General features: G+C 38.9%; 19 protein-coding genes (1 of these 19 only partly in view). All 19 read left to right on the top strand.

Translation table 11 applies throughout. From position 1 onward, the window contains the following. Positions 1-314: 314 nt before the first annotated feature. A complete protein-coding gene (spoIIE, locus tag BK580_RS00110) occupies positions 315-2,801 on the top strand; it encodes a stage II sporulation protein E (RefSeq protein WP_078378377.1) in 2,487 nt (828 codons plus the stop codon). A gap of 135 nt (positions 2,802-2,936) precedes the next feature. Further along, on the top strand, positions 2,937-3,674 hold the full coding sequence (locus tag BK580_RS00105; protein ID WP_078378376.1) for a VWA domain-containing protein: 738 nt from the start codon (positions 2,937-2,939) through the stop codon (positions 3,672-3,674). Then, entirely contained in the window at positions 3,640-4,689 is a 1,050-nt protein-coding gene (locus BK580_RS00100; RefSeq protein ID WP_078378375.1) for a protein kinase domain-containing protein, read from the top strand. Before BK580_RS00105 ends, BK580_RS00100 begins: the two co-directional genes overlap by 35 nt. Before the next feature lie 152 nt (positions 4,690-4,841). Then, on the top strand, positions 4,842-6,236 hold the full coding sequence (gene tilS / locus BK580_RS00095) for a tRNA lysidine(34) synthetase TilS (protein WP_078378374.1): 1,395 nt from the start codon (positions 4,842-4,844) through the stop codon (positions 6,234-6,236). A gap of 22 nt (positions 6,237-6,258) precedes the next feature. After that, entirely contained in the window at positions 6,259-6,807 is a 549-nt protein-coding gene (gene hpt, locus BK580_RS00090) for a hypoxanthine phosphoribosyltransferase (RefSeq protein ID WP_078378373.1), read from the top strand. An 85-nt stretch (positions 6,808-6,892) separates the two neighbouring features. Then, positions 6,893-8,827, top strand: coding sequence for an ATP-dependent zinc metalloprotease FtsH (gene ftsH, locus BK580_RS00085; RefSeq protein ID WP_078378372.1), 1,935 nt, complete (start codon positions 6,893-6,895; stop codon positions 8,825-8,827). 192 nt (positions 8,828-9,019) lie between these two features. Next, a complete protein-coding gene (locus BK580_RS00080; protein WP_078378371.1) occupies positions 9,020-9,799 on the top strand; it encodes a type III pantothenate kinase in 780 nt (259 codons plus the stop codon). A 16-nt stretch (positions 9,800-9,815) separates the two neighbouring features. Then, a complete protein-coding gene (hslO, locus tag BK580_RS00075; protein ID WP_078378370.1) occupies positions 9,816-10,697 on the top strand; it encodes an Hsp33 family molecular chaperone HslO in 882 nt (293 codons plus the stop codon). Positions 10,698-10,706: 9 nt separating this feature from the next. Beyond that, positions 10,707-11,633, top strand: a complete 927-nt coding sequence (locus BK580_RS00070) for a peptidyl-prolyl cis-trans isomerase (protein ID WP_078378369.1) — start codon at positions 10,707-10,709, stop codon at positions 11,631-11,633. Positions 11,634-11,735: 102 nt separating this feature from the next. Continuing rightward, a complete protein-coding gene (gene cysK, locus BK580_RS00065; RefSeq protein WP_078378368.1) occupies positions 11,736-12,662 on the top strand; it encodes a cysteine synthase A in 927 nt (308 codons plus the stop codon). A 130-nt stretch (positions 12,663-12,792) separates the two neighbouring features. Next, positions 12,793-14,220 carry an anthranilate synthase component I family protein gene (locus BK580_RS00060; RefSeq protein WP_078378367.1) on the top strand — a complete coding sequence of 476 codons (1,428 nt, stop codon included), beginning with the start codon at positions 12,793-12,795 and terminating at the stop codon, positions 14,218-14,220. Beyond that, complete coding sequence (gene pabA, locus BK580_RS00055) at positions 14,217-14,798, top strand: aminodeoxychorismate/anthranilate synthase component II (RefSeq protein ID WP_078378366.1); 582 nt, start codon at positions 14,217-14,219, stop codon at positions 14,796-14,798. The genes BK580_RS00060 and pabA overlap by 4 nt, the downstream gene beginning before the upstream one ends. 4 nt (positions 14,799-14,802) lie before the next feature. Then, positions 14,803-15,705 (top strand): aminodeoxychorismate lyase, encoded by a 903-nt coding sequence (pabC, locus tag BK580_RS00050; RefSeq protein ID WP_078378365.1) that lies wholly within the window; start codon positions 14,803-14,805, stop codon positions 15,703-15,705. After that, positions 15,680-16,531, top strand: a complete 852-nt coding sequence (gene folP / locus BK580_RS00045) for a dihydropteroate synthase (protein ID WP_235864099.1) — start codon at positions 15,680-15,682, stop codon at positions 16,529-16,531. The genes pabC and folP overlap by 26 nt, the downstream gene beginning before the upstream one ends. Next, entirely contained in the window at positions 16,524-16,886 is a 363-nt protein-coding gene (gene folB / locus BK580_RS00040; protein ID WP_078378363.1) for a dihydroneopterin aldolase, read from the top strand. The genes folP and folB overlap by 8 nt, the downstream gene beginning before the upstream one ends. Then, complete coding sequence (folK, locus tag BK580_RS00035) at positions 16,883-17,404, top strand: 2-amino-4-hydroxy-6-hydroxymethyldihydropteridine diphosphokinase (RefSeq protein WP_078378362.1); 522 nt, start codon at positions 16,883-16,885, stop codon at positions 17,402-17,404. Before folB ends, folK begins: the two co-directional genes overlap by 4 nt. After that, positions 17,356-17,589, top strand: coding sequence for a helix-turn-helix domain-containing protein (locus tag BK580_RS00030; RefSeq protein ID WP_078378361.1), 234 nt, complete (start codon positions 17,356-17,358; stop codon positions 17,587-17,589). Before folK ends, BK580_RS00030 begins: the two co-directional genes overlap by 49 nt. Beyond that, a complete protein-coding gene (dusB, locus tag BK580_RS00025; RefSeq protein ID WP_078378359.1) occupies positions 17,589-18,590 on the top strand; it encodes a tRNA dihydrouridine synthase DusB in 1,002 nt (333 codons plus the stop codon). Before BK580_RS00030 ends, dusB begins: the two co-directional genes overlap by 1 nt. Positions 18,591-18,794: 204 nt before the next feature. Next, positions 18,795-20,064: the 5' portion of a lysine--tRNA ligase gene (gene lysS / locus BK580_RS00020; protein WP_078378358.1), read on the top strand. 221 nt of this gene lie beyond the right edge of the window; only the first 1,270 of its 1,491 coding nucleotides appear in the window; its start codon is at positions 18,795-18,797; its stop codon lies off the right edge, out of view.

The following is a 20,064-nucleotide window of genomic DNA, read 5'->3' as shown; positions in this document are numbered from 1 at the left end:
TGAGCTACACCGCCAAAATAATAAGAGTGTTACTTACAGATATAAGACACAAAAAATATAATACTAAGATATAAAGTATATGTCAATAGATTTAAAAAATGTAAGAAAAATCAGAACATTTTCCATGGTTTTGTCTAGTTAATTTACAAAAACTGAGGGGGGACGTTAGCAAATGCGATGATTTCATGACGTCTTTTCCAGCTTTTCCTTGAAATAAGTCGAACGTTTTTTGTTTATTGTGTTGTTCGTTTGACAAATCTTTTCTTTTTCTCCTTGTATAATGACCTCAATGAACCGAAACGGGAGTGGATATGATGGAGAGAATAGAAAGGGATGTAGGAGAGCCAGTTTCTAATGTTCAGTTAACAAAATTAAAAAAGGGCATGGTGAATTACACACAAAAAATTAGGAGTAAACTAGCTTCTATCCTTTTTCATCAGGGCTTTTTATTAGTTTTTATTGGTTTTCTCTTGGGACGAGCTCTAATTCTTGGAGAAGTGACTCCATTTGCCTTACCATTTTTCGCAGCAGTGTATTTTATGAAGAAAAAACGTGCAGGGTTAACGTTGATAGCACTATTGGTTGGTTCTAGTACGATTTCTCTGTTAACAGCAGCCTATGTTTTCGGTGGGATGATCTTGTTCGTACTACTTTTTAAATGGTCGCAGGTTTTAAAAATAGAGACAATGAAAGCCATGCCATTTCTAGTATTTTTATCAGCCTTTCTTGCGAAGTCCTCTATGCTTTATCTATCGACTGGTATCGTAACCTATGACTGGATGATGATTGGTGTAGAAGCAGGATTAGGATTTATATTAACGCTTATCTTCTTTCAAAGTATCCCACTTATTATGATGAGAAAAAAAAGACAAGCCTTTAAAACGGAAGAGATTATCTGCCTAATTATTTTATTAGCTTCTGTGCTAACAGGCACAATCGGTTGGACGATGTATGATATGTCCGTTGAGCATATTTTATCAAGGTACTTGGTATTGATTTTTGCTTTTGTTGCAGGAGCTACGATAGGTTCTACTGTCGGTGTGGTGACTGGACTTATCTTAAGCTTAGCCACAGTATCAAATTTATATCAGATGAGCTTGCTAGCATTTGCTGGACTTCTGGGTGGTTTGCTAAGAGAAGGGAATAAGGTTGGAGTATCAGTTGGCCTACTCTTAGGTACATTACTGATTGGGATCTATGGAGAGGGAACCAATCTACTTGTTCCAACTATTTTAGAATCCATGGTAGCGGTTGTTATCTTTTTACTTACCCCACAAAAAGCCATATCTAAACTGGCTAAACATATACCAGGAACAGCAGAATATACTGCCGAACAACAGCAGTACTTGAGGAAAATACGTGATGTGACTGCTAATAGAGTGGAGCAATTCTCCCATGTGTTTCAGGCACTTTCGAATAGCTTTTCTAAATTCCAGTTTGAACAGCCTGACTCGGAGCAAGAGATGGATCTATTCTTGAGCAATGTGACAGAAAAAACATGCCAAAATTGCTTTAAAAAAGATCAATGCTGGACGCAAAATTTTCATAAAACTTATGATTATATGACAAAGTTGATGGAGGATACAGAAGAGGGAACCATTAGTTTAAATGTCAAACTACAAAAGGAGTGGGATCGCCATTGTGTCAAATCAGAAAAAGTAAAAACAGTGATCAAGCACGAATTAACACAATTCCACGCGAGTGAAAAGCTGAAAAAACAATTAATGGAAAGTAGGAGGCTGGTAGCGGATCAATTACTAGGAGTATCGCAAGTAATGGAGGATTTTGCGAAAGAAATCCAACGTGAAAGAGAAAACCACTACTTACAAGAAGATCAAATATTAGACGCGCTTCAAGCGTTTGGAATACAGATTGAACAAGTGGAAATATACAGTGTCGAGCAAGGGAATGTCGATATAGAAATGACCATTCCGTATTGCCAAGGAAGAGGCGAGTGTGAAAAACTCATTGCTCCGATGCTTTCAGATATATTGAACGAAAACATTATGGTGAAAAAAGAAGAGTGTAATGCTGATAACAACGGATATTGCCATGTATCATTTGAATCTGCGAAAGCATTTTTAGTAGAAACGGGTGTCGCACACGCTGCAAAAGGAGGAGGACTAATATCGGGAGATAGTTTTTCTACTATAGAGTTAGGTCTTGGAAAATTCGCCGTAGCCATTAGCGATGGCATGGGTAATGGGGAGCGTGCACATTATGAAAGCAAAGAAACCTTAAAGTTATTACAAGAAATATTACAATCGGGTATTCATGAAAAAGTAGCCATAAAATCTGTTAACTCTGTTTTATCTTTACGTACAACAGATGAAATATTCACTACCCTTGATTTGGCGATGATTGATTTGCAGGACGCATCGGCGAAGTTTTTAAAGGTTGGCTCCACTCCGAGTTTTGTGAAACGAGGAGATAGAATAATAAAAATAGAAGCTAGTAACCTACCGATGGGAATTATTCAAGAATTCGATGTGGATGTCGTTAGCGAACAGTTAAAGGCGGGAGACTTACTCATTATGATGAGTGACGGAATCTTTGAGGGACCTAAGCATGTAGAGAACTATGATTTGTGGATGAAGCGAAAAGTATCTGAAATTCAAACAGATGACCCACAAGAAGTGGCCGATATCATTATGGAGGAGGTTATTCGAACTCGATCAGGTCAAATTCAAGATGATATGACAATCGTCGTTTCTAAAATAGAGCGTAACATTCCTAAATGGGCAGCCATTCCTGCTTACCATTATCTTTCAAAAAACCAACCGATGAAGGAGGCATTATAGAAAAAGTAAAGGTAGTTCTTTCAACGCTGAAAAGAATGAAAGTTTTACTGTTCAACTCTATTAAAAATGTATAAATCCCTTTTGTTTCGTCTATGATGGCTAATGTAAATTATACGCATTAGGAGGGGACGAAACGTGTATAAAGGAACGTTAAAGCAAATTTTATTAATTACAGATGGTTGTTCAAATTCAGGTGAAGACCCAATTGCTATGGCAGCACTTGCAAAAGAGCAGGATATTTCAGTGAATGTTATCGGGGTTATGGATGAAGATACGATAGATGAAAGAGGCATGCAGGAAATTGAAAGTATTGCGATGTCAGGTGGTGGTGTAAGTCAAATTGTGTATGCGAAGAACTTATCCCAGACGGTACAAATGGTTACAAGAAAGGCGATGACGCAAACCTTACAGGGGGTTATTAATAAAGAGTTGCAGCAAATTCTAGGTTCCAAAACTTCTATGGAGGATCTACCACCAGAAAAACGTGGCGAGGTGATGGAAGTAGTAGATGAGTTAGGAGAAACCGTTTCTTTACAAGTTTTAATTTTAGTTGATACAAGTGCCAGTATGAAATCGAAGCTCCCAACGGTAAAAGAAGCGCTATTGGACTTATCACTTAGCTTAAATGCTAGAATGGGGGATAATCAATTTTCTGCTTTTGTATTCCCAGGAAAGCGTCAGGAAGTAGAAAATATACTAGACTGGACACCAAAGTTAGAATCGCTTTCTAGTATTTTCCCAAAATTATCAACAGGTGGGATTACGCCGACTGGACCTGCATTAAAAGAAGCCATTCCTTATTTTAAGAAAAAGCGTAGCTTAAGGAGCTTGATTTCCGATGATGAACAATACTATGAAGACTCAGGTAGGTAATCTACCACAAGGTACCACGATCTTCGGGAAATGGCACAAAAACAGCTACACTATCGTGAAAATGCTTGGATATGGAGCAACAGGATATGTGTATTTAACCAGAAGTGCAAATGGATTCGCAGCGTTGAAAATTAGTGAAAATAGTACATCCATTACTTCTGAGGTTAACGTCCTACGTCATTTTTCGAAGGTCCGGGGATTTTCCCTCGGGCCTTCTTTGTTAGATGTCGATGACTGGGAACGAAGTAGAGGCCGTCCTACGTTCTCCTTCTATGTTATGGAATACTTAGAAGGAGAAGCGTTTCTCGAATTTATTCAAAAAAAAGGAATGGAATGGACAGGAATACTGATTCTTCAACTATTAACAGACCTCCAAACACTTCATAGCGAGGGATGGGTGTTCGGTGATCTAAAGCCTGATAATCTCATAGTCACTTCCAATCCTCCAAAAGTAAGACTAATAGATGTTGGAGGGACAACGATTAAAGGGAGGGCGATCAAAGAATTTACCGAGTTCTTTGATCGAGGATATTGGGGGTTAGGCACAAGAAAGGCAGAACCTACTTATGATCTATTTGCTGTAGCGATGATTATGGTTCATACTTGTTACCCAAAACAGTTTCAAAAAACTGGAGACGGGGGAATGAAACAACTATCATCATATATCCAAGGGAACCAATGGTTAAGAAGGTATGAGAAAATTCTTGTGCACGCCTTGTCTGGAGACTACGTTTCAGCTGTAGAGATGAAAAAGGATTTCTTGCAAGTATTGAGCTACTCGCAATCAAGTCAAAAGGTACAAGCAACCTCAACAGTCAAAGCGAAAAAAACAACCAGTACAAATGCGGCCAGTAATAGAATGTCGAAAAGACAACAACAAAGTCAAAGTAAGCCTGCTTCGCAATCTCAAGTAGCCCCTGCAAGAAGTAAATCAAAAGGTTTTTTAGAAACAAGCGTGTTATTGACCGTAGTATTAGTCGCATATTTCTTCTATATCTACGGGCAACTCCTTTGAGATAGTGCGTTTATGGTCAAAAGGAATGGGTATAAAGGGGTATGGATGTTTTTTCTAGATATAAACGAAGCGTCAATTTTGCAGTGTATCTTATCAAATGGTAGGATAAAGTAGAAATTATACGGATAAGTTTAAAGGAATGGGTATGATATATGTGGAGCAATGTTTCTACCTTTATTCAAAAACATGATTTACTACCTGAAAAGTCAGTAGTAGTTGTAGGCGTAAGTGGAGGAGCTGACTCCATTAGTCTACTACATTATTTATACAATTTAAGGATAGAAAAAGACCTGAAATTAGTAGTAGCGCATGTTGATCATATGTTCAGAGGAAAGCAATCAGAAGAGGACCTCCTTTTTGTACAAACTGAATGTGAAAAAAGGAACATTCCTTTTGAGGCAAAGCAGATCGATGTTCCGGCTTATCAACATGAACACAAACTAAGTGCGCAAGTAGCTGCTAGAGAGTGCAGGTATCAATTCTACCAAGAAGTCATGACTAAGTATGGTGCCAACGTTTTAGCCCTTGGGCATCATGGAGATGATCAGATTGAGACCATGCTAATGCGGATAGGACGTGGATCTTCCATTGCTGGCTATGCGGGAATACTTGCAAAACGACCTTTTGGAAAAGGTTGGATTGTTCGGCCGCTCCTCTCCGTTACAAAGGATGAGGTGCATTCCTATATTGAGGAAAACATGCTTTCCTATCGTCATGATCCCAGTAATGATAAAGATACTTACCGCAGGAATCGGCTACGACATCAGGTACTCCCTATATTAAAAGAAGAATTTCCTACATTACATGAGAAGTTTCAAAGTTTTAGTGAGCAAATCCAAGAGGACAATTTTTACTTAGAGGAATTAACCAAAAAGGAATGGAATAAAGTAATTAAAACCAAAACTGATACAAGAGTAGTCTTATGTAGAAAACCTTTGCTTTTAATGGCAAAACCTTTACAAAGAAGAGGGTTTCAACTAATATTAAACTATCTCTATAATAATGAAATTCCTCCATCTCTTTCCTCTATACATATTGATAATTTGTTATCCTTATTGGAAAGTGAACACCCTTCAGGAATGTTGCATTTCCCTAATGGATTGCATGTTACTCGGTCCTACAATGATTGCACGTTAACATTTGAGAATGAAAGGACTATTCCTTTTCGTGCCATGATTGAAGTGCCTGGGAAGATAACATTGCCTACAAATGATGTAATCATTTGCGAGGTTTGGACACACTACAAACATAATGTTTCTGTAGAGCAGAACCAAGCAATCATTAATCTATCCAACGTAACACTTCCCCTTAATGTGAGAACCAGACGTGATGGCGATCGGATTAAGTTGAAGGGGACGCAAGGCTCCAAAAAATTAAAAAGTGTATTTATTGAAGAGAAAGTTCCGATAAATAAACGGAATGTATGGCCTTTAATAGTTGATGCGCAAGATAATATTTTGTGGGTGCCATTGCTAAAACGTTCATCTTTTGAAGTAACAGAGGAAACGGCGGGGCCTGTTTTAGTAGTAACATTTAAGAAGAGCTAACATTTTGGGAGGCAACAACGAAATGAACAAAGACATTGAAAAAGTACTCTTTAGCGAAGAAGAGCTACAAGCAAAAGTAAGAGTGTTAGGTAAGCAGCTAACAGAAGATTATCAAGATCGTTTTCCGTTGGCAATTGGTGTACTAAAGGGAGCTATGCCTTTTATGGGCGACCTTATTAAACGTATGGATACATATTTGGAAATGGATTTTATGGATGTATCAAGCTATGGGAATTCAACAGTATCATCGGGAGAGGTGAAAATCCTAAAGGATTTGGATACATCTGTTGAGGGTAGAGATATCTTGATCATTGAAGACATAATTGATAGCGGCTTAACGTTAAGCTACTTAGTAGAACTATTTCGCTACCGCAAGGCAAAAACAATTAAAATTGTTACATTGTTAGATAAACCAAGTGGTAGAAAAGCTGATATTACAGCGGATTATGTAGGGTTTATTGTTCCGGATGAATTCGTAGTAGGATATGGCCTTGATTACGCTGAAAAATATCGTAACCTACCATATATCGGTATATTAAAGCCTGAAATTTATACAAATATTGAAGAATAAAAAACAGAAAAACGGATTTCTTGAATTGGATTAATTTTCTATGATACTATTTGTTTAGTCTGTCTATCGTGGGAGGAGGTAAGGGATGAACAGAATTTTTCGAAATACCATCTTTTATTTACTAATATTTTTAGTGGTCATTGGGGTTGTAAGTTTCTTTAATAGCCCAGATTCGAAAGAAGAACCGATCACATATAATACATTCATCCAACATCTTGAAAGCAATAATGTAGTAGAGTTTACGATACAGCCAACCCGTTCCGTCTATGAGGTGCGTGGGAAATTAAAAGGTGCTGAGGAAGGCAAAACATTTGTAACTGCAATTCCAAACAGCCCAAGTTCCCTTGAACGTGTTGAGTTAGTTGCCGAAGAACAAAATATTAAAATGACAGTCGAGAGAGCGGAAGAAACAAGTGGATGGGTAACCTTCTTCACTTCTATTATTCCATTTGTCATTATCTTCATCCTATTCTTCTTCTTACTTAATCAAGCACAAGGCGGCGGAAGTCGTGTGATGAATTTTGGTAAGAGTAAGGCGAAGTTATATAGTGAAGAAAAGAAGAAAGTAAAGTTTAAAGATGTTGCTGGTGCTGATGAAGAGAAGCAAGAACTAGTAGAAGTAGTAGAGTTTCTAAAGGATCCTCGAAAATTCTCAGAGCTTGGCGCTCGTATTCCTAAAGGTATCCTTTTAGTAGGACCTCCAGGTACTGGTAAAACATTACTTGCAAGAGCTGTTGCAGGAGAAGCTGGTGTTCCATTCTTCTCGATCAGTGGTTCCGACTTTGTTGAGATGTTTGTTGGGGTCGGTGCATCCCGTGTACGTGATTTATTTGAAAATGCAAAAAAGAATGCACCTTGTATTATTTTTATCGATGAAATTGATGCAGTAGGTCGTCAACGTGGAGCTGGATTAGGTGGAGGTCATGATGAGCGTGAGCAAACCCTTAACCAGTTACTAGTTGAGATGGATGGTTTCGGAGCAAATGAAGGAATTATCATTGTTGCTGCGACTAACCGCCCAGACATCTTAGACCCTGCTTTATTACGTCCAGGCCGTTTCGACCGTCAAATTACTGTTGACCGTCCAGACTTAAAGGGACGTGAAGCAGTTCTAAATGTACATGCTCGAAATAAGCCATTAGATGACAACATTAATATGAAAACAATTGCAATGCGTACTCCAGGTTTCTCAGGTGCGGACTTAGAGAACCTATTAAATGAAGCTGCATTAGTCGCTGCAAGACATGACAAAAAGAAGATTGATATGTTAGATATCGATGAGGCTATTGACCGTGTTATTGCAGGACCAGCTAAAAAGAGTAAAGTAATTTCTAAAAAGGAACGTAACATTGTAGCTTACCATGAAGCGGGTCATACGATTATCGGTGTTGTTCTTGATGAAGCAGATATGGTACATAAGGTGACGATTGTACCTCGTGGTCAAGCAGGTGGTTATGCTGTTATGTTACCAAAGGAAGACCGTTACTTTATGACGAAGCCTGAGTTACTTGATAAAATTACAGGTCTCTTAGGTGGTCGTGTTGCAGAGGAGATTAAATTTGGTGAAGCTAGTACAGGTGCCCATAATGATTTCCAACGAGCAACAGGTATTGCAAGAAAAATGGTAACTGAATACGGGATGAGTGAGAAACTAGGACCGTTACAGTTTGGTCAAGCTTCAGGAGGTCAAGTATTCCTTGGGCGCGATATCCAAAATGAACAAAACTACAGTGATGCTATTGCACATGAAATCGATATGGAAATTCAGCGCTTCATTAAAGAATCATATGAGCGTGCGAAACAGATTTTGACAGAAAATCGCGATAAGCTTGAACTAATTGCTCAAACTTTATTAGAGGTAGAAACACTTGATGCAGCTCAAATTAAGCACCTTGTCGAAAAAGGGAAACTTCCAGAGGTCCCTGTGAAAGAAAGCAACGGGCTAGATGATGTGAAAGTGAATATTAACTCTAAAAAAGATGCAGAAACAGTAGAATCAAACGACGAAAAGACTGAATAAATGAAGATGCCTGGGCTCAGGCATCTTTTTTTGTAGCCTATATAAGGCAATCTAATTTTCTAAATCTAAAACGTATCTAACTCATCGGAGTTGAATAAGTAAGCTTCGCATTTCGAGTATTTTTTATTGCGGTTTAGAAAGTCTTTTGTGGTATGATGTAGCCATGTAAATTGTTGAAAAGTGGGGATTATAATGATATTTGTCTTAGATGTTGGGAATACAAATACTGTTATTGGTGTATACGAAGGAGAAGAGCTGAAGCATCATTGGAGAGTGGAAACGAGTCGTAATAAGACTGAAGATGAGTTTGGGATGATTATTAAATCCTTACTTGAGCATGTTGGCCTTAGCTTTAAAGACTTTGAGGGAATAATCATCTCTTCTGTTGTCCCGCCAATTATGTTCTCTTTAGAAAGAATGTGCCAAAAATATTTTCATTTGAAGCCTTTAGTAGTAGGTCCTGGTATAAAAACAGGCTTAAATATAAAGTATGAAAACCCAAGAGAAGTTGGAGCAGATCGAATTGTCAACGCGGTGGCGGGTATCCATCTTTATGGAAGTCCCTTAATCATTGTAGATTTTGGTACGGCGACAACATACTGTTATATAAATGAAGAAAAACAATATATGGGTGGAGCAATTGCCCCGGGCATAAGTATTTCAACAGAAGCATTGTATTCTAGAGCATCCAAGCTACCAAGGATAGAAATTGCACGTCCTGAAGGAGTTATAGGGAAAAATACTGTTAGTGCGATGCAAGCAGGAATTCTTTTTGGCTATGTTGGTCAAGTAGAGGGAATTGTAGGACGTATGAAGCGTCAATCGACATCAGAACCGAAAGTTATTGCAACGGGTGGTTTAGCATCACTGATTGGGAATGAATCGGACGTCATTGACATTGTCGATCCATTTTTAACACTTAAAGGATTACATCTTATTTATACAAAAAACATAAAAGAAGATTGGAATTAGAAAGGGGACATCAACCATGTCAGACTATCTTGTTAAGGCTCTTGCATTTGAAGGGCAAGTCCGTGCGTATGCCGTTAAAACAACTTCAACCGTTTCTGAAGCTCAAACTCGTCATCAAACTTGGCCAACTGCATCTGCTGCATTAGGAAGAGCGATGTCGGCATCTGTGATGCTGGGAGCGATGTTAAAAGGCGAAAATAAGCTTACGGTAAAGATTGATGGTGGCGGTCCGATTGGAGCTATCTTAGTGGACAGCAATGCAAAAGGACAAGTGAGAGGTTATGTCACTAACCCTCAAACGCATTTTGAGTTAAACCAACACGGAAAATTAGATGTAGCTCGAGCAGTGGGTACGAACGGAACACTATCTATTGTGAAGGATTTAGGCTTGAGAGATTATTTTACAGGTCAAACAGAACTAGTATCTGGAGAGCTGGGTGAAGACTTTACATATTATCTTGTTTCTTCCGAACAAATCCCTTCTGCTGTAGGAGTGGGGGTTTTAGTGAATCCGGATAATTCTATTCTAGCTGCTGGAGGATTTATTATCCAGTTATTACCTGGAACGTCTGATGAAACTATTAGCATCATCGAACAGAAAATCAGTGCGATGACACCTGTATCAAAGCTTATTGAAAATGGGCTAACTCCCGAGGAGCTATTAACGGAAATCCTTGGAGTGGAAAACGTGAAATTTTTGGAAACAGTCCCTGTTGCGTTTAAATGTCAATGCTCGAAGGACCGATTTGAACGTGCGATTATCTCGTTAGGGGAAAAAGAAATCACGGAGATCATTGAAGAGGATGGGCAAGCCCAAACTCACTGCCATTTTTGTAATGCTACCTATGATTTCTCTAAGGAAGAACTAGAAAGTATGAGAAATCAATTAAAAGGCTAGGTGACATTAATGCAACAAAAGGCGACTTTAAAGAAGAAGTGGTTATGGAATATTATATTCGGTTTAGTTATTATAAATAGCCTTTCTTTAGCATTTTTAGCAAAGCAATCTTTTTCGTTAAAAGAGGCTTCTGAAGCGGCTGCTTTTGTAAATGGTCAAGAGAACATTGTAGCCACCGTCGGAGAAACACCTATCACAAGAAAAGATATGTTAGTAGAATTAGAAAAAATGTATGGTGAAGAAGTGGCGCGAACTTTGGTGAATCAAGAAGTTGTGAAACAAATGGCTGAAAAATACAATGTGACAGTATCGGATCAATCCGTTGATAGAGAATGGAAAATGATTAAAACAATGTACAGCCGATCTCCTCTCCTACAGATTTCATCGGAAGAACTCGTGAAGCAGCAAATTAAATCGAGTTTATTACTAGAGGAGTTACTAGTAAAAGACGTTGCAATACCTGAAGAAGAACTAGAAAGCTTTTATGAGGGAAATAAAGAACTATATACACTAGATGAAGCGTTTCATCTCTCTCATATTATAGTGAATAGTAAAGAGGAAGCGGACGCGGTAGTAAAAGAACTAAAAGACGGATCTAGTTTTTCTTCACTTGCGATGGAGGTATCGATAGACGAGTTATCAGCAAATCATGGTGGAGACCTAGGGTTTCTAACGCATGAATCTGAAATGTATCCAAGTGTTTATCTTTCTGAAGCAAAAGAATTAGATGTAGCTACGTGGAGTAATCCGATTTCGATAGATAACCAATATGTCATACTTTACTTGCATGAAAAGGTGAATGGAATGATCTATACCTTTGAGGAAGTGAAAGACCAAATACGCCGTCAGCTTGCCTTGGAGCACATGGAAGGAACAATGGACCCATCAATTTTTTGGGATGAAGTCGGGGTAGAATGGAAAACGGCTGCCCAATAAGTATAAATAATCGACACAAATAATTTGACAATTCAGATTTAATGGTGTTAAATGGAATTAATTCCGACAAAAACACTAAGTTTTAGAGAATGGGGGAAAAAAATGGTACGAGTAGCAAATTCAATTGATGAGTTAGTCGGGCAAACACCCATAGTAAAACTAAATCGAATCGTTGAAGAAGATATGGCAGAGGTTTATTTAAAGCTTGAATTTATGAATCCGGGCAGTAGCGTGAAAGATCGCATCGCACTGGCAATGATTGATGCGGCTTTAGAAGAGGGTACATTAAAAGAGGGCGATACCATTATTGAACCAACAAGCGGGAACACGGGTATTGGTTTAGCGATGATTGCAGCTGCGAAAGGCTTGAACGCAATACTTGTAATGCCGGATACCATGAGCTTAGAGCGCCGAAACTTATTGCGTGCTTATGGCGCAGAGTTAGTGTTAACGCCTGGTGCAGAAGGAATGGGTGGGGCAATACGTAAAGCCGAAGCTATCTCTAAAGAAAAAGGCTTATTTATGCCTCAACAGTTTAATAACGAAGCAAATCCAGAAATACATCGAAAAACTACCGGAAAAGAAATTGTAGAACAGATGGGCGATCAGTTAGATGCTTTTGTCTCTGGTATCGGGACTGGTGGAACGATAACAGGAGCAGGCGAAGTACTGAAAGCAGCCTATCCAAGTATAAAAATAGTAGCTGTAGAACCAGCAGACTCTCCAGTTTTATCTGGTGGAAAGCCGGGACCACATAAAATTCAAGGAATTGGTGCAGGATTTGTTCCTTCCATTTTGGATACAGAGATCTATGAGCAAGTCATTACTGTGAAGAATGAAGAAGCATTTGAATATGCACGTCTCGCTGCTAGAACAGAAGGTATTCTTGGTGGGATTTCTTCAGGTGCTGCCATCTTTGCGGCGTTAAAAGTAGCAAAAGAGTTAGGTAAAGGGAAAAAAGTATTAGCCGTTATTCCGAGTAACGGAGAGCGCTACTTAAGTACCCCGTTATATCAATTTGAAGAATAGGTAATGTTAAAGGGAAACAGTGAATGAAGCTGTTTCCCTTTTTTCTTTTTACAAATTCTTTCTTGTGCACTATTCTACATGTATCATGTAGAATAAAGGTAGTATGCAATATAGGAGCGTGACAGCAAGAATGCAAAAGGTACCTGTAGGTGTAAAGATTGCTTTAGAAGAGAACGAGTGGTTTAGTCGTTACAAAGCATTGGCAAAAGATAAAGCTCATCATGTGCTCTTAGAAAGTGGACGTGGCGGGAGGTATTGTATTATTGGACTAGATCCAATAGCCTCATTGAAAGGGAAAGATTCTAAGCTAGAAATTCAATATGTAGATGGGAAAAAGCAGAGCCGAAATGGAAACCCTTTAAAGTTGTTGAAAGAATTCGTTTTAGCTCGAACTACTAAGAAGTTAGAAGGATTTCCAGATTTTACTGGTGGAGCAATCGGCTACTTAACATACGATTGTGTACGGTTTATCGAAGATCTTCCTTCAATTGCTGAGGATGATTTGGATATACCTGATTTGTATTTCCTTCTTTTTGATGATGTGTTTGTTTATGATAAAGAAGAAAAATCCCTCTTTATCATCTCGCATGCTAAAGAAGGAGAAGAGCAAGTGGCGAAAGCTAGAATCGATGCTTACAAGGAGCAATGGTCAGTCCCAGCTAATAAAGTGTTTTATCAACCGGAGAGTAACACATCTACTTTGAAACGAGAGGTTTCATTTACAGAAGAGGCGTTTATCGAAGCGGTAAAGAAAATACAGGGATATATTGTTCAAGGAGACGTATTTCAAGTGAATCTTTCTGTACGTCAAGCAGAGTCACTATTAACGCACCCAATGGAAATTTATTCGGCATTAAGAAAGATAAATCCATCTCCATATATGGGCTATTTGCAATTTCCTGAGTTTCAGCTCGTGAGTGGATCACCAGAACTATTAGTTAAAAAGAAGGACCAAATAGTAAGCACCAGACCAATTGCGGGTACGCGTTCTCGTGGCAAAACAGATGCTGAGGACTTAATGCTAGCAAAAGAATTAATTGAAAATGAAAAAGAACGTGCAGAGCATGTCATGTTAGTAGACTTAGAAAGAAATGACTTAGGTAGAGTGAGCAAATATGGCACGGTGGAAGTAAATGAATTTATGGCCATTGAAAAATATTCACATGTGATGCACATTGTATCTAATGTACAAGGTGTACTTGCCGAGAATAAAGATGTAGCGGATATTATCGAAGCTACATTCCCAGGTGGTACGATCACGGGAGCTCCAAAGGTGAGAACGATGGAAATCATTGAAGAGCTTGAGCCTGTAAGACGTTCTGTTTATACTGGTTCTATAGGTTGGATTGGATTTGATGGAGATATGGAACTTAATATCTCTATTCGAACAATGGTCGCAAAAGATGGAATGGCCTATGTTCAAGCAGGAGCAGGAGTAGTAATCGATTCTGTTCCAAAACGAGAGTTTAAAGAGTCCTTGAAAAAAGCAGCAGCGCTTTGGAAGGCAAAAGAGTTGAGTGAAGCAGAGCAAAAATTACGAGCTGAGGTGAGAGTATGATTTTAATGATTGATAATTACGACTCCTTTACGTATAACCTAGTACAGTATTTAGGGGAACTTGGAGAAGAGCTTATTGTAAAAAGAAATGATGAAATTACGATTGCAGAGATAGAAGAACTGGATCCGGATTTTTTAATGATTTCTCCGGGACCGTGTTCACCAAATGAGGCGGGGATCAGTTTAGAAGTTATTCGCTATTTTGCTGAGAAAAAACCGATTTTTGGTGTATGCCTCGGTCACCAATCCATTGCTCAAGTTTTTGGTGGTGATGTCGTTAGGGCAGAAAGATTGATGCATGGAAAAACATCAGAAATGTTTCACGATGAAAAAACAATTTTCAGCACATTGTCCAATCCGTTCATTGCTACGAGATACCATTCTTTAATTGTAAAAAAAGAAACATTGCCAGATTGCTTTGAAATCACAGCGTGGACAGACCAGAATGAAATTATGGCCATTCGTCACAAAGAGCTACCTATCGAAGGGGTACAGTTCCATCCAGAATCTATCATGACTTCTGTTGGAAAGGATTTATTACGTAATTTTATCCAAACCTATTCAACCAAGAAGGTGTAATAACATGATTGTCTATAAAGATGGAAATTGGCTACCGCTTGAAGAAACGACCGTTCCTGTGATGGATCATGGTTTTTTATATGGGGTAGGACTATTTGAGACATTTCGCACATACCAAGGCGTTCCGTTTCTTTTTCATGATCATATAGAAAGACTAAGAGACGGACTTTCCTCCGTATATATTGAATGGGAGGAAGAAAAAGAACGACTTTTAGAACTTATTAATATAGCGTTAACAAAAAATGACCTAGTAGATGGTGTTATTCGTTTGAATATAACTGCGGGTATTAGTAATTGGGGCTTACCGAACGAAACATACTCCAAGCCAACGACACTCCTATTTACGAGAGCGATTGCTCCAATAAATGAAGAAGGAAAGATGGCTGTTTTCTTGCAAATTCCTCGTAATACACCAGAAGGGGAAGTAAGGTTAAAGTCCCATCACTACCTTAATAATTTGCTAGGGAAAAGAGAGCTCGGAAAAGAATCTCAAGCAGAGGGGATTTTCCTAACCGATAAGGGATATGTAGCCGAAGGTATCGTCTCTAATGTTTTTTGGATAAAAGACAATACTCTTTACACCCCAAGTATTTCCACGGGAATTTTAAACGGAATTACAAGACAATACATTCTTCATCTAGCGAAATTAATGAACATGAAAATAAAAGAAGGTTTCTTTTCGAAAGAGGATGTCCTGCAAAGTGATGAAGTGTTTATTACAAATTCCACGCAAGAATTAATACGAATAACTCGTGTGGAGGATAGGTGTTTTTCGATTCCGGAACACTCTATATTGCTGAAATTGAAGGGTCTATATAAAGAGAGCACGAAACGACAACTACAGTCCTATCAACAAGTAAAGAAGGTCGAGATACTAGATGATGAATACAAACTTATATCAGACTAAGTTAACTTGTGGTCCCTATGAGATACCGCTTGGAAAGAAAACGCTTATTATGGGGATTTTAAATGCGACTCCAGATTCCTTTTCAGATGGAGGCAAGTATAACCAAATAGAGCAGGCTGTTCTTCGAGCAAAAGAATTAGTGGAGCAAGGTGCGGATATCATTGATATTGGCGGGGAATCAACAAGACCGGGTGCTAAGCTTGTAGGGGTAGAAGAAGAATTAGAAAGAGTAATTCCTGTTATTACTGCCCTTGCAAAAGAGCTTAGTGTTCCCATCTCTATTGATACGTACAAAGCAGATGTGGCAAAGGCGGCAATTGCAGCAGGCGCAACGATTATTAATGACGTGTGGGGGGCAAAAGCAGACCCCGATATGGCGAAAGTAGCGGCACAACATGAGGTACCCATCATTTTGATGCACAATCGCAAAGAGCGCAATTACCAGCAACTTATACCTGACATGATTAGTGATCTTTATGAAAGTATTACAATAGTAAAACTTGCTGGTGTTAAGGAAGAGAATATTGTAGTAGATCCAGGTATTGGCTTTGCGAAAACCCATGAAGATAATTTAGAAGTACTTAATGCTTTAGATCAATTTTCTAGTCTAGGCTATCCGATTCTACTCGGAACCTCTAGAAAATCATTTATTGGTAAAGTTTTAGATCTCCCTCCTGAGGAAAGAATGGAAGGAACAGGAGCGACTGTTTGTCTCGGGATTCAAAAAGGTTGTCAAATTGTTCGGGTGCATGATGTAAAGGAAATTGCTAGAATGGCTAAAATGATGGATGCAATCTTATTAAGGGGAGGGATAACCCATCGATAAAATATATGTTAATCAGATGAAATTTTATGGGTATCACGGCGTTTTCCCTGAAGAAACAAAGCTTGGGCAGAGGTTTGTCGTGGATCTTGCGGTGGAATTAGATTTATCTAAGGCGGGGAAGTCAGATGATCTTGCGAAGTCAGTAAGCTATGCAGACCTCTATCAAGTATGTCAAAAGGTTACAGAAAAAGAAACCTACAAACTAGTCGAAACGATAGCTGAACGGATCGCAGAGGATGTACTTCATACTTTTCCACTAATAGATTGTTGCACCGTGAAGGTCATTAAGCCAGACCCGCCAATACCTGGTCATTATGATTCTGTAGCAGTAGAGATTACAAGGGGAAGAGGCTGATGAATGTATCATATGTCGCTATAGGATCTAATCAAGGAGACCGTGCGGGTATCATGCAAGATGCTATTCGGTTTTTAATGAAGGACAACCAAATCCAAATTGAAAAAACGTCATCGATTTACGAGACAGATCCGGTTGGTTATACGGATCAAGCAAAGTTTTTGAATATGGTAATTAAAGTTAATACCTCCTATGCCGCTCTTGAATTATTAAAGGTTCTGCAGCAAACAGAGCATTTTTTTGGTAGAGAACGAGGGGTCAGGTGGGGCCCGCGAACTTTAGACCTTGACATTTTATTGTATAACCAAGAAAATATTGAAGTTGAAGAGCTGATTATTCCACACCCGAGAATGTGGGAAAGAGCTTTTGTATTAGTTCCTTTATTAGAGATTGCGGATAGAAGAGATATTCCCAAAGATATAGATAAAGAAGCACTGCTTGAATTACAAGATAGAGAAGGGGTACAAGTATGGAAGCTGAAAAATGGGGAAGAAGAATCCGTGCATTTCGAAAGCTAAAAGGATATACCCAAGAGTCCTTTGCGAAAAATTTAAACATTTCTGTCTCTGTATTAGGAGAGGTAGAACGAGGTAATCGAATTCCTAAAGAAGAATTCCTCCTTGCCATCGCGGCAGAATTGAATATTTCTCTAGAGGAATTAACACCGCCAGAATTTATGGTAAGAGAGGAGGTTAAAAGTTAATGTTGAAAATTGGCAATATTACCATGAAAAACCAGGTGGTATTAGCACCAATGGCTGGAGTATGTAACGCAGCTTTCCGTTTAACTGTAAAAGAATTCGGAGCTGGGCTAGTATGTGCAGAAATGGTAAGTGATAAGGCAATCTTATATAAAAATGCCAAAACAATGGGTATGCTTTATATCGATGAACGTGAAAAACCATTAAGCCTTCAAATCTTTGGAGGGGAAAAAGATACATTAGTAGAAGCTGCAAAGTTTGTTGATAAAAATACAACAGCAGACATTATTGATATTAATATGGGTTGCCCAGTCCCTAAGATCACAAAATGTGATGCAGGTGCAAGATGGCTGCTAGACCCAAACAAAATTTATGAAATGGTAGCTGCTGTGGTAGATGCGGTCGACAAACCAGTAACAGTGAAAATGCGTATCGGTTGGGATGAGGAGCATGTTTATGCGATCCAAAATGCCCAAGCGGTAGAACGTGCGGGCGGGCAGGCTGTTGCAGTCCATGGTCGTACAAAAGTACAAATGTATGAAGGTACAGCAGACTGGAATATTATCAAACAGGTTAAAGAATCTGTGAACATTCCGGTTATCGGCAACGGTGATGTTCAAACACCACAAGATGCAAAAAGAATGCTTGATGAAACTGGTGTAGACGGCGTGATGATAGGACGTGCAGCACTAGGAAACCCTTGGATGATCTATCGTACTGTTCAATACCTTGAAACGGGTAAATTGGTTGGCGAACCGTCTGTACGTGAAAAAATGGACGTGTGTAAACTTCACCTAGATCGTCTAATCGATTTAAAAGGAGAAACCGTAGCTGTTCGTGAAATGCGAAAGCATGCTGCATGGTATCTAAAAGGCATTCGCGGAAATGCAAAAGTTCGTAATGGTATCAATGAATGTAATACTAGACAAGACCTTGCAAGCTTGATTGATAACCTAGTCGAAGAGAAGGAACAAATGGAAGCTGCGAACTCCCTAGTAATTTGACACACCAATAAGGCTATCCTATAATACCCCTAGATTACCCTTCTAAACTGCCAGTAGTTGCTGGCAGTTTTAGCTTTATTTATAGTTGGTAAAAATATAAGATATAGTAATAGATGGTTGAACGTGTAGGAAGTAAACCAAAGATGGTGGCAATCTACGTACATACATTCTTAATAGATTAAATAAAAGTTGGAGTTGAGTGCAATGAGTCAAGAAGAATTAAACTTGAATGACCAATTAATGGTGAGGAGAGAAAAGCTACAAAAGCACCGAGACAAAGGGTTAGATCCATTCGGAACAAGATTTGAACGTACAAATGATTCTAAAGAACTTATCAGTCAGTACGGAGAAATCGAAAAAGAAAACCTAGATGAAAAAGAAATCGTAGTTACAATAGCAGGGCGCATAATGACAAAGCGTGGCAAAGGAAAAGCTGGCTTTGCCCACATTCAAGACCTGACTGGACAAATTCAACTTTATATTCGTAAAGATGCAGTAGGTGATGATGCGTATGAAATCTTCAATTCTGCTGATATCGGTGACATTGTTGGAGTAACGGGTACTATCTTCAAAACAAAAGTAGGGGAACTTTCTGTTAAAGTAACTTCATTTGAACTATTAACGAAAGCATTACGCCCATTACCAGAAAAGTATCACGGTCTAAAAGACGTAGAACAGCGCTATCGTCAACGCTATCTTGATCTTATTACAAATCCAGAAAGCAAAGAAACGTTTATCGCTAGAAGTAGAATCATTCAAGCGATGCGTCGTTACCTAGATGACCAAGGTTACTTAGAAGTTGAAACTCCGATGATGCACTCCATCGCTGGCGGTGCATCTGCAAGACCATTCATCACGCACCATAACACATTAGACATGACCCTATACATGCGTATTGCGATTGAGCTTCATTTAAAACGTTTAATTGTGGGTGGTTTAGAGAAGGTCTATGAAATTGGACGAGTATTCCGTAACGAAGGTGTGTCTACTCGACACAACCCAGAGTTCACGATGATTGAGCTTTACGAAGCGTATGCAGATTATAAGGATATTATGAGCCTGACTGAAAACCTAATCGCTCACATTGCGAAAGAAGTATTAGGAAGCACAAAAGTAATGTATGCAGATAGTGAAGTGGATCTAACTCCAGAGTGGAAGAGATTGCACATGGTAGATGCAGTAAAAGAAGCTACAGGTGTAGACTTTTGGCAGCAAATGACGGACGAAGAAGCGCGTGCTCTAGCTAAAGAACATGGCATCCAAGTAACAGAGCATATGCAATTTGGTCATATTCTAAATGAATTTTTCGAGCAAAAAGTAGAAGAAACGCTTATTCAGCCGACCTTCATCTACGGTCACCCAGTGGAAATCTCTCCACTTGCGAAGAAAAATGCAGAAGACCCACGCTTTACAGACCGTTTTGAATTATTTATCGTTGGACGTGAGCATGCGAATGCATTCACAGAGCTTAATG

This window comes from Sutcliffiella halmapala (assembly GCF_002019665.1).
GTDB lineage: Bacteria > Bacillota > Bacilli > Bacillales > Bacillaceae_I > Sutcliffiella_A > Sutcliffiella_A halmapala.
This window is presented reverse-complemented; position numbering and strand designations above follow the sequence as displayed.

Coding starts and splice junctions, on each gene's coding strand:
- spoIIE (WP_078378377.1), top strand. CDS start 315: ATGGAGAGAATAGAAAGGGATGTAGGAGAGCCAGTTTCTAATGTTCAG.
- BK580_RS00100 (WP_078378375.1), top strand. CDS start 3,640: ATGATGAACAATACTATGAAGACTCAGGTAGGTAATCTACCACAAGGT.
- tilS (WP_078378374.1), top strand. CDS start 4,842: ATGTGGAGCAATGTTTCTACCTTTATTCAAAAACATGATTTACTACCT.
- hpt (WP_078378373.1), top strand. CDS start 6,259: ATGAACAAAGACATTGAAAAAGTACTCTTTAGCGAAGAAGAGCTACAA.
- ftsH (WP_078378372.1), top strand. CDS start 6,893: ATGAACAGAATTTTTCGAAATACCATCTTTTATTTACTAATATTTTTA.
- BK580_RS00080 (WP_078378371.1), top strand. CDS start 9,020: ATGATATTTGTCTTAGATGTTGGGAATACAAATACTGTTATTGGTGTA.
- hslO (WP_078378370.1), top strand. CDS start 9,816: ATGTCAGACTATCTTGTTAAGGCTCTTGCATTTGAAGGGCAAGTCCGT.
- BK580_RS00070 (WP_078378369.1), top strand. CDS start 10,707: ATGCAACAAAAGGCGACTTTAAAGAAGAAGTGGTTATGGAATATTATA.
- cysK (WP_078378368.1), top strand. CDS start 11,736: ATGGTACGAGTAGCAAATTCAATTGATGAGTTAGTCGGGCAAACACCC.
- BK580_RS00060 (WP_078378367.1), top strand. CDS start 12,793: ATGCAAAAGGTACCTGTAGGTGTAAAGATTGCTTTAGAAGAGAACGAG.
- pabA (WP_078378366.1), top strand. CDS start 14,217: ATGATTTTAATGATTGATAATTACGACTCCTTTACGTATAACCTAGTA.
- pabC (WP_078378365.1), top strand. CDS start 14,803: ATGATTGTCTATAAAGATGGAAATTGGCTACCGCTTGAAGAAACGACC.
- folP (WP_235864099.1), top strand. CDS start 15,680: ATGAATACAAACTTATATCAGACTAAGTTAACTTGTGGTCCCTATGAG.
- BK580_RS00030 (WP_078378361.1), top strand. CDS start 17,356: ATGGAAGCTGAAAAATGGGGAAGAAGAATCCGTGCATTTCGAAAGCTA.
- dusB (WP_078378359.1), top strand. CDS start 17,589: ATGTTGAAAATTGGCAATATTACCATGAAAAACCAGGTGGTATTAGCA.